Origin of the sequence: Sphingopyxis sp. J-6 (assembly GCF_046603995.1) — a bacterium.
Taxonomy (GTDB): Bacteria; Pseudomonadota; Alphaproteobacteria; order Sphingomonadales; family Sphingomonadaceae; genus Sphingopyxis.
Window position 1 is genome coordinate 473,274 of the sequence record NZ_CP145810.1, and the last position, 13,050, is coordinate 486,323.

The window sequence follows — 13,050 nt, forward strand, 5'->3', positions numbered from 1 at the left end:
CGGCTAGTTGAGTCGGTCGATATATTCAATATAAAGAATTATGTTTTCACAATGAAGAAAAATGGCGGTGCACGTGGCGGATGGGGTGAGATCGGTTTCGCAGGCCTTTGCGATCATGCGGCTGTTCGCCGATTCGGAGACACTGACTTTGTCCGACGTCAGCCGCGCGCTCGGCCTCAGTCCCTCGAGCGTTTTCAACCTGCTCGGTACCTTGCTGGGTGAAGGGGTGATCGTCCGCGAACAGCCGGGGAAACGCTATCGGCTTGCCGACGCGTGGCGGCGGTCGGGGCTGCTGCGCGACGGCGATGCGCGGCGGCTGATCGATCGCATGGTACCGCTGCTGGTGGAATTCGCGCAGGCGTACGAAGTCACCGTCGGACTGTGGCAGACCGCGTCGCGCGATCGTATGCAACTTGTCGCGCACGCCGAAAGCAACGCGGTGCTCCGCATCCACCTCGCGCGCGGGCAGCGCCAGCCGCTCGGCGGCGGTGCGGTCGGGCGCGCGATCGCCGCGGCGCAGGCCCCCGGACCGGACGAAATCGCGCGCCGTTTCGCTGCGGTGCGCTGGCAAAAGCCCGTGTCGGTTAGCGCTTATGCCGAACAGATCGAGACGGCGGCGCAGGCGGGCTATGCGCTCGACGACGGCTATACCCACATCGGCATCTGCACTCTTGCGGCGGTGATTCCGCAGGCGAAGCCCGAGTTTTGCGTTTCGGCCAGCTTTTTCGCAGGGGCGCGGACGGCGTCCGAGGTGGAGAAGCTGGGCAGGGCGCTGATCGCGCTTGCGCAGGCCGGGCTCGACTGATCCGATCAGGCGTCCGCTTCGGCGAGCAAGGTCTTCGCTTCCTCGCCCTGCCAGTCGATCGCGCCAACGACCCGCCAGACCTCGCGGCCCTCGGCATCATAGAGGATGCTCGTCGGCAGCGCGCTGTTCGCGGCGTCGAGCAGGCCGTTCTGCGGATCGATATAGGGCTGCAGCGTCGTCAGCTTCGCCTGCTGGAACCACGGGTCGACCACCTCGGCGCCCTGCAGGTCCTGCGCCACCGCGATCACCGTCATCGTGTCGTGGCGCGCGGCGGCAAGTTTGTCGAGGGTCGGCATTTCGGCGACGCACGGCGCGCACCATGTCGCCCACAGATTGACGAGCAGCGGCTTGCCCTTGAACGCGGCAAGCGTCACCGGCGCATCGTCGGGGCCGCGGAACGCTGCCGCCGGCACCGGTTTTCCGGCGTTACTGCGTTCGACGACATGTTCGAATTGCCCTACGGCAGGGGCACCTTTCGCTTCACCGCGCGAAATATTTCCTTCGCCCGGCACCGCTTGCTCCGCCGTCTGCTTTTCCCTATCGCAGCCCGCGATCGATCCGGCGAGGCAGAGCGCGAGGATCAGGGCGATTTTTCTCGGGACGCGTTGAATGGCGGAATCTCCGGACAGCAACAGCATGTGGGGCGGCCGCTTCGGTGGCGGACCCGCGGCGATCATGCAAGAGATAAACGCGTCGATCCCCGTCGATAAGCGCTTGTGGGAAGAGGATATAGCCGCCAGTCGCGCGCACGCCGCGATGCTGGGCGCGACGGGCATCATCGCGGCCGAGGATGCCGTGGTCATCGACCGCGGCCTCGCCGAGATCGCCGAAGAATTCGCGCGCGACGGCGTGCCGGTCGACCTCGCGCTCGAAGACATCCACATGACCGTCGAATCGCGGCTCAAGGAACTGGTCGGCGAGGCCGCCGGGCGGCTGCATACCGCGCGGTCGCGCAACGATCAGGTCGCGACCGACTTCCGTCTGTGGACGCGCACCGCCTGCGAGCGGATCGACGCCGGGCTGGCGGCGCTGCAGATGGCGCTGCTGACGCGGGCCGAGGAGCATGCCGACAGCATCATGCCCGGCTTCACGCATCTGCAGGTCGCGCAGCCGGTGACGCTCGGCCACCATCTGCTCGCCTATGTCGAGATGTTCGGCCGCGACCGCGGTCGTTTCGCCGACGGGCGGGCGCGGCTCAACGAGTCGCCGCTCGGCGCCGCGGCGCTCGCAGGCACCGGATTTCCGGTCGACCGCCACGCGACCGCGACGGCGCTCGGCTTTGCCCGGCCGATGGCGAACAGCATCGATGCCGTTTCGGACCGCGACTTCGCGCTCGAATTCTGCGCCTCGGCGTCGATCGCCGCGCTACACCTCTCGCGCCTCGCCGAGGAAGTGGTGATCTGGGCGAGCCAGCCCTTTGGTTTCGTCAGCCTGCCCGATGCCTGGTCGACGGGCAGCTCGATCATGCCGCAAAAGCGCAACCCCGACGCCGCCGAGCTGGTGCGCGGGCGCGCGGGGCTGCTGCTCGGCGCGTTCCAGAGGCTCAGCGTCATCGTCAAGGGTCTGCCGCTGACCTATTCGAAGGATCTGCAGGACGACAAGGAAACGCTGTTCGGCGCCTTCGACGCGCTGGCGCTGTCGCTCGCCGCGATGACCGGGATGGTCGAGACGCTGACCTTCCGCACCGACCGCATGCGTGCGCTCGCCGCGTCGGGCTATTCGACCGCGACCGACCTTGCCGACTGGCTGGTGCGCGAGGCGGGCCTGCCGTTCCGCGAGGCGCATCATGTCGTCGGCGCCTGCGTCAAGCGCGCCGAGGGACTTGGCGTCGAACTGTCGGCGCTGCCTGCTGCCGACGCGGCCGCGATCCACGCCGCGGTCACGCCCGAGGTGCTCGCGGCGCTGACCGTCGAAGCGTCGGTCGCCAGCCGCACCAGCTATGGCGGTACCGCGCCCGAACGGGTAAGGCAGGCCATTGCCGCGGCGCGTGCCGCCACGAAGGAATAGGATGATGGCCCAGCGTTCCCTTGCCGCCGCCCTGACCGGCGCCGCCCTTTTGGCCACGCTTGCCGCGTGCGGCAGCAAGGAAGACCTGAAGCCCGTCGCCGGCCAGCCGGCACCGGAGATCCCGCTCGGCGCGACGCGCGCCCCGACCACAGAGGAGCTCACGACGCCTGACGCGCAGGCCCGGCCAGCGCGCAGCGACGAACTTCTCAAACGCTCGGAACGCCGCGAACCCGACGATTTCGATTTACCGCCTCCGGGCTGAGGACTTTTCCAATGGATCATTTTGACTATCGTGACGGCGTCCTCCACGCCGAAAACATTCCCTTGCCGCGCATCGCCGAGGAAATCGGCACCCCCGTTTACGTCTATTCGCGCGCGACGCTCGAACGTCACGCGCAGGTGTTTCGCGATGCGCTGAGCGATATTCCCAGGAAACACATCGCCTTCGCGATCAAGTGCAACCCCAACCTCGGCGTGCTGCGCGTCCTCGCGCGGCAGGGCTATGGCGCCGACGTCGTATCGGGCGGCGAGCTCGAACGCGCGCTCGCGGCGGGCATGGCGCCCGAGGACATCGTCTTTTCGGGCGTCGGCAAGACGCGCGCCGAACTGGCGCTCGGGCTCGATCGCGGTATCGGCCAGTTCAACATCGAACATGAACCCGAAGGCGTTGCACTCGCCGAGATTGCGCTCGGCAAGGAAATGACTGCGCGCGCCGTGCTGCGCGTCAATCCCGACGTCGATGCGGGCACGCATGCGAAGATTTCGACCGGCAAGGCCGAGAACAAGTTCGGCGTCGGGATCGACGTCGCGCCCGAAATATTCGGGCGGCTTGCGGGACTGCCGGGGCTGCAAATGCGCGGTATCGCACTGCATATCGGGAGCCAGCTTACCAGCCTCGCCCCGCTCGAGGCGGCGTTCGAGCGCGTCGGCCGCCTTGTCGCCGACCTCCGCGCCGCGGGGCACAGCATCACCCATGTCGATCTTGGCGGCGGGCTCGGCGTGCCGTACCGGCCCGAGGACAATCCGCCATCGCCCGCCGAATATGGCGCGATGGTCGCGCGGGTGACGAAGGACTGGGACGTCACGCTGATGTTCGAGCCCGGCCGGGTGATCGCGGGCAACACCGGCGTGCTGCTCACCGAAGTGCTGTGGGTCAAGCCGGGCGCGACCAACCCTTTCGTGATCGTCGACGCGGCGATGAACGACCTTGCGCGTCCGGCGCTTTACGACGCCTACCATGATTTCGTCGCGGTGCAGCCGGACGGCGAGAAGATGACCGCGTCGATCGTCGGCCCGGTGTGCGAGACGGGCGACACCTTCGCGCGCGACCGGGTGACCGACAAGGTCGAGGCGGGCGACCTTGCCGTCTTCCGCACCGCAGGCGCCTATGGCGCGACGATGGCGTCGACCTATAACAGCCGCAGCCTCGTTCCCGAGGTGCTCGTCGATGGCGACCGTTATGTTGTCGTCGCCGATCGCATCGCCGCGGGCACGATCATGGCGGCCGAGCGCGTGCCCGACTGGATCGACTGACGATGGAGCAATTCCCCCTCTTCCTCAATCTGCGCGGCCGTCCGGTCGTGCTGGTCGGGGAAGGGGAGGCGGCCGACGCCAAGGCACGGCTGATCGTCCGCGCTGGCGGGCGGATCGTCTCCGATTGGGAGGAGGGCGCAGCCGTTGCGTTCGTCGCCCTTGCCGACGAGGGCGAGGCGCGCGCGGCCGCGCAGGCGCTGCGCGCGCGCGGGTTGCTCGTCAACGTCGTCGACCGGCCCGACCTTTGCGATTTCACCACGCCGGCGATCGTCGACCGCGCGCCGGTCACCGTCGCGATCGGCACCGGCGGGGCGTCGGCGGGGCTGGCCAAGGCGGTGCGGCAACGGATCGAGGCGCTGCTTCCCGCGCGGCTCGGGGCGCTCGCCCCTGCGCTGCATTTGGCGCGGGATGCGATGAAAAGCCGCTGGCCCGCCGCCGCCGACCGGCGCCGCGCCATCGATGCGGCGCTGGCGAGCGGCGGCGCGCTCGATCCGCTCGACGGCGATGCGGCGGACAAGGTCGATGCCTGGCTGGCGGGTGCGGTAGCAGCGCAGCCGTCGCGGCTCGAAACCATCGCACTCGCCAGCGCCGACCCCGACGATCTGACGCTCCGCGCCGCACGGCTGCTCGGCGAGGCCGATCATATCTTCCACGGCGCGGATGTTCCCGCGGCAATCCTCGACCGCGCCCGCGCCGATGCCGTGCGCCATATCGCCGATGCGCCGCCCGCCGATCCGCCGCCCGGCCTGTCGCTCTGGATTGCGCAGCCATGACCGCCGTCCATCCGCTCTACGCCGCGATGGCGCCGACGATCTTCGAGCATATGTCGGCGCTCGCCCGCGAACATGGCGCGATCAATCTGGGGCAGGGTTTTCCCGACGAACCGCCGCATCCCGATATGGTCGCCGCCGCGGCGCGCGCACTCACCGAAAAATCGAACCAGTATCCGCCGGCCTTCGGCCTGCCCGAGCTACGTAACGCAATCTGCGGTTTCTATGCGCGGCGGCAGGGTCTCGCGCTCGCGCCCGAACAGGTGATCGTCACGTCGGGCGCGACCGAGGCGCTGGCCGCCGCGTTGCTCGCGCTGGTCGCGCCGGGCGACGAGGTGATTCTGTTCCAGCCGGCCTATGACAGCTATGCGCCGGTGATCCGCCGCGTCGGCGGTGTTCCGGTTTCGGTGGCGCTTCGCCCGCCCCATTGGCGCTACGATGCCGCCGACCTTGCCGCCGCGATCACGCCGCGTACGCGCGTGCTGATGCTCAACGATCCGCACAACCCCGCGGGTACGGTGGCGAGCGAGGCCGAGCTCGCGATGATCGCCGATATCTGCGTGCGCCACGATCTCACCGCGATCTGCGACGAGGTGTGGGAGGATGTGCGTTTCGAGGGCATCCCGCATCGCTCATTGCTGTCCTTTCCGGGCATGGCGGAGCGCGCGGTGAAGGTCGGGTCGGCGGGCAAGATCTTCGGCCTCACCGGCTGGAAAACCGGCTGGATGTGCGCCGCACCGGCGCTGGCGACCGCGCTCGGGCGCGCGCACCAGTTCCTGACCTTCACCACGCCGCCCGCGCTGCAATGGGCGGTCGCCGAGGGGCTGGAGCGGCCCGACGACTGGTTTGCGGCGCAGCGCGATGGCTGGGCGGCATCGCGCCGGCGGCTGGGCGACGCGCTGGACCGTGCGGGTTTTGCGGTGCTGCCGAACGCCGCGACCTGGTTCCTGTGTATCGACCTCGCTGCGTCGGGCGTTGCGCTTTCCGACCGCGAATTCAGCGAACGCGCGGTGCGCGAGGCGGGGGTTGCGTCGATCCCGGTGTCGGCGCTGTTCGAAGGCGATGGCCCGCGCCACATCGTCCGCCTCTGCTTCGCCAAGGACGGCGCGGTCCTCGACGAAGCGGTGGCGCGGCTCGCGCGGTTTCGCGACGGGCTGGCGGGCGAACGACCTTAGGGCTGGACGAAGGTCAGCGTCGAAACGTGGATCGTCTTGGCGAGCGTCTTGCCGCCGAGCGTGCGTTCGCCCTCGACCTCGTGTGAAACCGCGAGCAAATAGCGGCCGGCGCCGGACACGGGCACATCGACGCGGCCCGCGCCGTCCGCGGTGAAGCTTTTCTGCCAGCGATCGGCGTTGATCACATTGACCTTCGCGGCGGGCAGAGGTTTGCCCTGCCAGTGGACGATAAAGCTGTCCGATCCGGCCGCGACGGGCACGATCTCGAGGTCGAGCGCATGGCTCGGATCGCTGCGGCCGGCGCGCGCATAATAGATGACGCCTTCCCATTTGCCGTCATTTTCCCAAGGCGCGAAGACATTGTCGTCGGTCAGGCGGACGTCACCTTCGCCGGCGATCGCGGCTTCGATATGGTTGGCGCGGCGCACGAGTGCGGCCGGCGTCTTGCTGCCGGCGAGGAAGACGCCCGGCGTCTTGAGGTTCGAAAATTCGGGGTCGCCGGCCTCGGGAACCGGATCGGCGGGCTCGCCGAGATAGACGCGCGCGGGGCCGGTGCTGTCGCGTTCGATCCACACTTCATGCGCGGCGGCGGGCGACGCGAGCAGGCTTAAGGCGATCAGCGCGGCGAAGTTTTTTTTCATCGGGAGTTCCTCTTTTTGAATGGCCTGAACGGCGTTCTGGGTGCGGGGAGCGCCCGCCGGTCCACATCTGTGAGGCGATGAAGCGCTTATTGCAAATGCTAATTACTAGCTTGCTATTGCGAATGAGTCGCTATAGGCGCCAAGCCAAATCAAGATCGGGTCTCAAAAAGGGTGAATATGATGACTGTCCGAATGATCATGCTTTGCGGGGCGTCCATGCTTGCTTGTTCGGTCAATCCGGCATGGGCAGGCGAGGGCGCGGACAATGCCGCGTCGGCGGCTGCCGACACCGCCGCTGAAGCCGATGCTTATGCCGGCGGCGAGGAGACGATCGTCGTCACGGGCTATACCGGCACCAAGACCGAAACCGCGCTGACCGAATTGCCGCAGCCGATCAAGATCGTCACCGCCGAGCAATATCAGGCGCAGGGCGCGATCAGCATCAGCGATACGGTGAAATATGCCGCCGGCGTTCTTGCCAATCCCTATGGCCGCGATACCCGCGTCGACGGCTTCAACGTCCGCGGCCTCGATGCGCTGCAGTTCCGCGACGGCATGCGCGACATCTTCTCCTATTATGCCTCGATCACCTCGGACCCCTATAATTTCTCGCGCGTCGAAATCGTGCGCGGCCCGGCCTCGGTGCTGTTCGGGCAGGGGTCGATCGGCGGGCTCGTCAATCTCGTCAGCAAGACGCCGGATTTCACCACGCGCGGCGAAATCAGCCTCGTCTATGGCAGCGATGATCGCAAGGAAGTGCTCGCCGACGTCAATCTCGCCGCGTCCGACACGCTCGCCGTCCGCCTCGTCGGCCGTGTGCGCGACGCCGACACCTATGTCGATCATGTCCCCGACGACCGGGTGATGTTCGCGCCCTCGATCCGCTGGCAGCCGACGCCCGACACCGACGTCGTGCTGACCGGTCTCTATCAGGAGGACGATACCGGTTCGACATCGCAGTTCCTGCCGATCGTCGGGACCTTCCGCCCGAACACCGCCTATCCCGAAGGCAGGCTCGGCATGTATACCTTCGTCGGCAAGCCGGGCTGGGACCGCTATAACGGCCGCTCGATCCAGGGCGGCGGGTCGATCACCCACAGCTTCTCGGACTCGATCAAGCTCAGCCTCAAGGCGCGCTATATCGACAGCGACCTCGAATATTTCACCCACTATACCGACAGCTACAGCAACCCCGAAAACCCCTTCGCCGCGGACGGCCGCACGATCGGTCTCTATGCCGACGCCAGCGACGCGCGGATGAACGTCTTCTCGACCGACAACAACTTCCAGTTCAACTTCAATACCGGCGCAAACATCGAACATAAGCTGCTCGTCGGCCTCGACTATAGCTGGAACAAAGTGCGCAAACGCTATGCCGGCGGTTACGAGATCACCGACCTCTACGACATCGATACCGACGCGCTGCTGACATACGATCCCAGCGGCCCCTTCTCCAACGAATCGCAGAAGCAACTCGGAATCTACGTCCAGGATCAGATCCGATTCTACGACCGCGTCTCGGTCGTCCTGGGCGCCCGCCGCGACCGCGTCACCGGCTCCTCGGGCCAGACCGACAATGCGACGACCTTCCGCGCCGGCATTATCGGCGAGATCGGGGCGGGCTTCTCGCCCTTCTTCAGCTATACCGAAAGCTTCCTGCCGGTCGCCGGCCGCATCGAGAATGTCGACGGCACCTTCGGCGACCCCTACCGCCCGCAGACCGGCACCCAATATGAAGCCGGCGTGAAGTGGCAGCCGACGCCGAACACGCTCGTCACCGCGACCGCCTTCAAGATCAAGGAACGCAACCGCGTCCTCTATCTCGCCGCCGGCGGCACCACCCAGTCGGGCGTGCTCGATACCAAGGGCTTCGAGATCGAGGCCAGCCACACGCTGCCCGGCAATTTCGAACTGCTGGCGAATTACGGCTATGCGAAGCTCAAGTCCGAAACGAATACCAGCCTGGACTATATGCCGCGGCACACGGCGTCGCTCTGGTCGACCAAGACCTTCGGGCTCGTTGACGAAGCGCAGCTACGGCTGGGCGCCGGTGTCGTCTATAGCGGCAAGAGCGTCTCGACGAGCCCCGTCTGGTCGATCGTCACGCCGTCGCGCACGACGGTCGACGTGCTGGCCGAGATCAATTGGAACAACTGGCGCTTTGCGGTCAACGCCACGAACCTGCTCAACAACAAATATTTCGCGTCCTGCCTTGCGCGCGGCGATTGTTTCATGGGCGCGCCGCGCAACGTGATGGGCACTGTCGGCTATCGTTTCTGATGGTGGCCGGCGGCGGGACCTGTCTGGCGCCGGCGTTCGCCGCGTCGGGCTCGGCCCCGGCTATGGCGCTGTTCGACGCCGGCCTTTCCTAAGGCTATCGCGACTGGACGATCCGCCTCAACGTCAACAACCTGTTCGACAAGCGCTACTTCCCCGACAGTTGCTGCGTCGACCGCGTCACCCCCGGCGAACCGCGGAGTTGGCGCCTCAGCCTGTCGAGGCGCTTCTAAGGTGCCGCGCACCCTCTGATCTTGGCGATCTCACGCTATCCGGCGGCATTTTTGCGATGGCTTTGCCCCGCGAAACGTGGAAACATCGGTGTCAATATTCGGGAGCAAGACGACAGTACGGAAAAGACAGGGCAAAACGGATCGATCTTTCAACAGCAGGGGCAAAGACATGCGGAATCCGGTTCTCACGGTCGTCACGACCGCTTCGCTGATTGCTACACAGCTCGCTACGCCGGCGTTGGCCCAAGTCACTACCCTTCCTTATCCGCCCCCGGGCGGCCCGCAGATCCAGCCGCCGCGGCCCGGCGACAATTATGCCGGGACGCTCCGCTGCGAATCGCGGAACAACAAGATCCAGCGCTGCAACGTGCGCACCGGCAACCGCGTCGACCTGATCCGTGTGATCGGGGGCCGTTGCTCGAAGGGGCGCGACTGGGGTTTCACTGCGTCGCAAATTTGGGTGTCGGGCGGCTGCCGCGCCGAATTCGGCTATGGCTATAATTATGGCGGCGGTGGCGGCTATCCGGTGCCGTTGCCGCAACCGGTCGGCGACTATGCCGGCACGATCCGCTGCGAATCGCGCAGCAACCGCTACGAGCAATGCAATGTCGCGACGAACGACCGCGTCGAATTGACGCGGCGGCTTGGCGGGCGTTGCAATGCGGGCCGGCAATGGGGCTATACCGCCTCCTACGTCTGGGTGAACAACGGCTGCCGCGCTGAATTCGGCTATGGCTATCGCAATGTGCGGCCGCCCGAGAAGGACAAGGACAAGGGGCCGAGCACCGGGCTGATCATCGGTGGCGCCGTGGTCGCGGGCGGCTTGCTTGCGCTGTTGCTCAGCAAGAAAAAGAAGACGCCGACGGGCGAGGAGACCACGGCAACCGAGCCCGTGACCTATCCTGCGGGTCCGCCGGCGACGTTGAGCGCCAACCTCGATAGCCTGCCGAGCGCGGCGCGCCCGTCGGTTCGAAATTGCATGAACGACGCGGCGCGGCAGATCGGGGCGACGGGCGGGTCGCGGCTGACGTACGACCGGCTCGTCAACCTCGAGCAAGGCAATGGCGGCTGGCGCATTCGTGCGGCGATGACCGCCACCTATCCCGACGGCGCGCGCTCGATCGAAATGTATTGCCGCGCGACGCCGAGCCAGATCATCCAGCTCGATTTCAGCTAGGCGACGTGGCGGAAGGGGCCGGCGTCTGTGCCGGTCCCTTCCCACGCCGGTTGCATATTTCCGCCGGGCCGTGAAAGAGCGGGCTGACGCCCTGCGGCGCGAACGGGAAACGATGCGAATGACGAACGATGGCGGGCCGCTGACGGCGCTCTGGTCGCGGGCCTATGCGCTGCTGACCTTCACCGCGCTGTTCTGGGCAGGCAATTCGATCGTCGGGCGCGCGGCGCGCGAACTCGTCCCGCCTGCGGCGCTGTCCTTCTGGCGCTGGACCTTCGCGCTGTTGCTGTTGCTGCCGCTGGCGTGGCCGCATCTGAAGCGCGACTGGCCGGTGCTGCGGGCAAACTGGCCGATCGTCGCGATCCTCGGGGCGCTGGCGATCGGGTCGTTCAATATCCTGCTCTACACCGGTTTGCAGAGCACGACCGCGCTCAATTCGATGCTGATCCAGTCGGCGCAGCCGGCGCTGATCCTGATCGTCGGAGCGCTGGTGATGCGTGACCGGACGAGTCCGCGTCAGGTCGCCGGCGTGCTGGTGTCGCTGGCCGGGGTGCTGGCGATCGTCGGGCGCGGCGACCCGGCGTTGCTGATCGCGCTGCAACTCAATATCGGCGATGCGATCATCGGCGGCGCGGTGCTGCTCTGGGCGCTCTATTCGGTGCTGCTCCGGCGGCGCCCGGCCGTGCATCCGCTGAGCTTTCTCGCCGCCTCGATCATCGTCGGGATCGTCGTGATCGCGCCCGTTTATGCGATCGAGCTGTGGTCGGGGAAGCGGATCGTCGCGGTACCCGAGAGCACGCTTGCGATCGCCTATGTTTCTGTTTTTCCGTCGTTCCTCGCCTATCTCTTCTTCAACCGCGGGATCGAGTTGATCGGGTCGGCGGCGACCGGCCAGTATATGAACGTCATGCCGCTGATGGGCGCGGGGCTGGCGATGCTTTTCCTCGGCGAGACGCTGCACCTGTTCCATGTCGCCGGGCTGGCGCTGATCGTCGCGGGCATCTGGGTCGCGGGTCGGGCGACGCAGCCAGCCGAGCAGGGCTAGCCGAGCGCCGCTTCGACCTGTGCCAGCCGGTCTTTGCCGAAGAACATCTCGTCGCCGACGAAGAAAGTCGGGATGCCGAACACGCCGCGTGCGACCGCAGCTTCGGTGTTGGCGACGAGCTTCGCCTTGATCTCCGGTTCCTGCGTCCGCGTCAGCAGCGCCGGGCTGTCGAAGCCGTTTTCCGAGAGGAAGGTTGCGACGACTTGCGGGTCGTCCATCTTGAGCCCCTCTTCCCACATCGCGCGGTTCACCGCGTCGACATAATCGTCGAGCACGCCTTCGTCCGCCGCGACGATCGCGCCGCGCATGATCAGCAGCGTATTCACCGGAAAATGCGGGTTGAGGCGGAATTTCGTCAGGCCGTGTTTTTCGATGAAGCGCCGCATTTCGAGATGCTCATAGGCGAGCTTCGCCGGCGCTTCGGCATATTGGATCATCGGCGCCTTGTTGCCCGTCGCCTTGAAGATCCCGCCGAGCAGGCACGGGGTTATCATGAGGTCAGCGCCGGTGCGGTCGAGCAGTTCGGGCAGTACCCGCAGCGTCAGATAGGCGTTCGGGCTGCCGAAATCGAAGATGAGTTCGAGTGTCTTTTTCGGGCTTTCGGTCACCATTTTTCTCCCCAGGGGCGGAGGTCGAGTTCGTGCGTCCAAGCGCTTTTCGGCTGCTTGTGGAGCATCACATAATTGGCGGCGATGGCGTCGGGATTGAGGATCAGGTCCTGCGCCTTGGCCTTGTCGAAGTCGGGATGGCGGCCCTTGATGAATTCGGTGTCGATCGCGCCGTCGATGATCGTGTGCGCCACATGGATGCCCTGCGGGCCCAATTCGCGCGCCATCGACTGGGCGAGCATGCGCAAGGCGCCCTTGGCGCCCGAGAAGGCGGAAAAGCCGGCGCCGCCGCGCAAGGACGCTGTCGCGCCGGTGAAAAGGATCGTGCCGCGGCCGCGCGGCGCCATGCGCTTCGCGGCTTCGCGGCCCATCAGGAAACCGCCGAGGCACGCCATTTCCCAGACCTTGGTGTAGACGCGGACGGTGGTATCGCCGATCGGGAAGTTCACATTGGCGCCGATGTTGAACACCGCGACCTCGACCGGGCCGACCTCGGCCTCGACCCGATCGAACAGCGCGATCATCGCCTCTTCGTCGCGGGCATCGGCGGGGAAGGCGCGTGCCTTGTGCCCCTCGTCGCGGATCGACTGCGCCAGCGTTTCGAGCGCGTCGGCGTTCCGTTCGCGCCGGTTGACGCACGCGGTGAGGCCTTCGGCGGCGAAGGCGCGCGCGATGGCGCCGCCGGTTGCGTCGCCGGCTCCGATGATCACGGCTGCGGGGGTGGGCATAAGCGACTCTCCTCTTGCCGCCGATAGTAACTATGATAAACATAGTGACAAGAG

The 13,050-nt window shown here is 66.5% G+C and carries 13 protein-coding genes; 9 read left to right on the forward strand and 4 right to left on the reverse strand.

The window, feature by feature from the left end:
• The first annotated feature begins 85 nt into the window (after positions 1–85).
• Positions 86–805, forward strand: a complete 720-nt coding sequence (locus tag V6U71_RS02480) for an IclR family transcriptional regulator (protein ID WP_411340839.1) — start codon at positions 86–88, stop codon at positions 803–805.
• A 5-nt stretch (positions 806–810) separates the two neighbouring features.
• On the opposite strand, the gene V6U71_RS02485 is transcribed toward V6U71_RS02480, so the two are convergent.
• A complete protein-coding gene (locus V6U71_RS02485; RefSeq protein ID WP_411340840.1) occupies positions 811–1,317 on the reverse strand; it encodes a TlpA family protein disulfide reductase in 507 nt (168 codons plus the stop codon).
• Positions 1,318–1,441: 124 nt separating this feature from the next.
• Between V6U71_RS02485 and argH the strand changes: the two genes are divergently transcribed.
• From argH to V6U71_RS02510, 5 genes are read left to right on the forward strand one after another with little or no spacing between them, the layout of a single operon-like run.
• Entirely contained in the window at positions 1,442–2,812 is a 1,371-nt protein-coding gene (argH, locus tag V6U71_RS02490; RefSeq protein WP_411342300.1) for an argininosuccinate lyase, read from the forward strand.
• 4 nt (positions 2,813–2,816) lie between these two features.
• Positions 2,817–3,074, forward strand: coding sequence for a hypothetical protein (locus tag V6U71_RS02495; protein ID WP_173585665.1), 258 nt, complete (start codon positions 2,817–2,819; stop codon positions 3,072–3,074).
• Between the two features lie 11 nt (positions 3,075–3,085).
• A complete protein-coding gene (gene lysA, locus V6U71_RS02500; protein WP_411340841.1) occupies positions 3,086–4,345 on the forward strand; it encodes a diaminopimelate decarboxylase in 1,260 nt (419 codons plus the stop codon).
• Between the two features lie 2 nt (positions 4,346–4,347).
• Complete coding sequence (locus V6U71_RS02505) at positions 4,348–5,118, forward strand: precorrin-2 dehydrogenase/sirohydrochlorin ferrochelatase family protein (RefSeq protein ID WP_411340842.1); 771 nt, start codon at positions 4,348–4,350, stop codon at positions 5,116–5,118.
• Complete coding sequence (locus V6U71_RS02510) at positions 5,115–6,290, forward strand: aminotransferase (protein WP_411340843.1); 1,176 nt, start codon at positions 5,115–5,117, stop codon at positions 6,288–6,290. The genes V6U71_RS02505 and V6U71_RS02510 overlap by 4 nt, the downstream gene beginning before the upstream one ends.
• Here V6U71_RS02510 and V6U71_RS02515 read toward each other — a convergent pair.
• Entirely contained in the window at positions 6,287–6,931 is a 645-nt protein-coding gene (locus V6U71_RS02515) for a DUF4198 domain-containing protein (RefSeq protein WP_411340844.1), read from the reverse strand. The two genes, V6U71_RS02510 and V6U71_RS02515, sit on opposite strands and share 4 nt — an antisense overlap.
• Before the next feature lie 177 nt (positions 6,932–7,108).
• On the opposite strand from V6U71_RS02515, the gene V6U71_RS02520 reads away from it, so the two are divergent.
• The 3 genes from V6U71_RS02520 (at position 7,109) to V6U71_RS02530 (ending at position 11,660) form a co-directional block, all read left to right on the forward strand.
• Entirely contained in the window at positions 7,109–9,211 is a 2,103-nt protein-coding gene (locus tag V6U71_RS02520; RefSeq protein WP_411340845.1) for a TonB-dependent siderophore receptor, read from the forward strand.
• Between the two features lie 399 nt (positions 9,212–9,610).
• Positions 9,611–10,618: a DUF3011 domain-containing protein gene (locus tag V6U71_RS02525; RefSeq protein ID WP_411340846.1), complete on the forward strand. Its 1,008-nt coding sequence runs from the start codon at positions 9,611–9,613 to the stop codon at positions 10,616–10,618.
• A gap of 118 nt (positions 10,619–10,736) precedes the next feature.
• Positions 10,737–11,660: a DMT family transporter gene (locus V6U71_RS02530; RefSeq protein WP_411340847.1), complete on the forward strand. Its 924-nt coding sequence runs from the start codon at positions 10,737–10,739 to the stop codon at positions 11,658–11,660.
• Here the strand turns inward: V6U71_RS02530 and V6U71_RS02535 are convergent.
• Positions 11,657–12,268, reverse strand: a complete 612-nt coding sequence (locus tag V6U71_RS02535; protein WP_411340848.1) for a 2-hydroxychromene-2-carboxylate isomerase — start codon at positions 12,266–12,268, stop codon at positions 11,657–11,659. The genes V6U71_RS02530 and V6U71_RS02535 overlap by 4 nt on opposite strands.
• Complete coding sequence (locus tag V6U71_RS02540) at positions 12,265–12,996, reverse strand: SDR family oxidoreductase (protein WP_411340849.1); 732 nt, start codon at positions 12,994–12,996, stop codon at positions 12,265–12,267. The genes V6U71_RS02535 and V6U71_RS02540 overlap by 4 nt, the downstream gene beginning before the upstream one ends.
• Between the last annotated feature and the right edge of the window lie 54 nt (positions 12,997–13,050).

Bases quoted from the DNA above. Each gene is read 5' to 3' on its own strand.
- lysA (WP_411340841.1), top strand. From the start codon at position 3,086: ATGGATCATTTTGACTATCGTGACGGCGTCCTCCACGCCGAAAACATT.
- V6U71_RS02510 (WP_411340843.1), top strand. From the start codon at position 5,115: ATGACCGCCGTCCATCCGCTCTACGCCGCGATGGCGCCGACGATCTTC.
- argH (WP_411342300.1), top strand. From the start codon at position 1,442: ATGTGGGGCGGCCGCTTCGGTGGCGGACCCGCGGCGATCATGCAAGAG.
- V6U71_RS02505 (WP_411340842.1), top strand. From the start codon at position 4,348: ATGGAGCAATTCCCCCTCTTCCTCAATCTGCGCGGCCGTCCGGTCGTG.
- V6U71_RS02515 (WP_411340844.1), bottom strand. From the start codon at position 6,931: ATGAAAAAAAACTTCGCCGCGCTGATCGCCTTAAGCCTGCTCGCGTCG.
- V6U71_RS02495 (WP_173585665.1), top strand. From the start codon at position 2,817: ATGGCCCAGCGTTCCCTTGCCGCCGCCCTGACCGGCGCCGCCCTTTTG.
- V6U71_RS02540 (WP_411340849.1), bottom strand. From the start codon at position 12,996: ATGCCCACCCCCGCAGCCGTGATCATCGGAGCCGGCGACGCAACCGGC.
- V6U71_RS02525 (WP_411340846.1), top strand. From the start codon at position 9,611: ATGCGGAATCCGGTTCTCACGGTCGTCACGACCGCTTCGCTGATTGCT.
- V6U71_RS02530 (WP_411340847.1), top strand. From the start codon at position 10,737: ATGACGAACGATGGCGGGCCGCTGACGGCGCTCTGGTCGCGGGCCTAT.
- V6U71_RS02520 (WP_411340845.1), top strand. From the start codon at position 7,109: ATGATGACTGTCCGAATGATCATGCTTTGCGGGGCGTCCATGCTTGCT.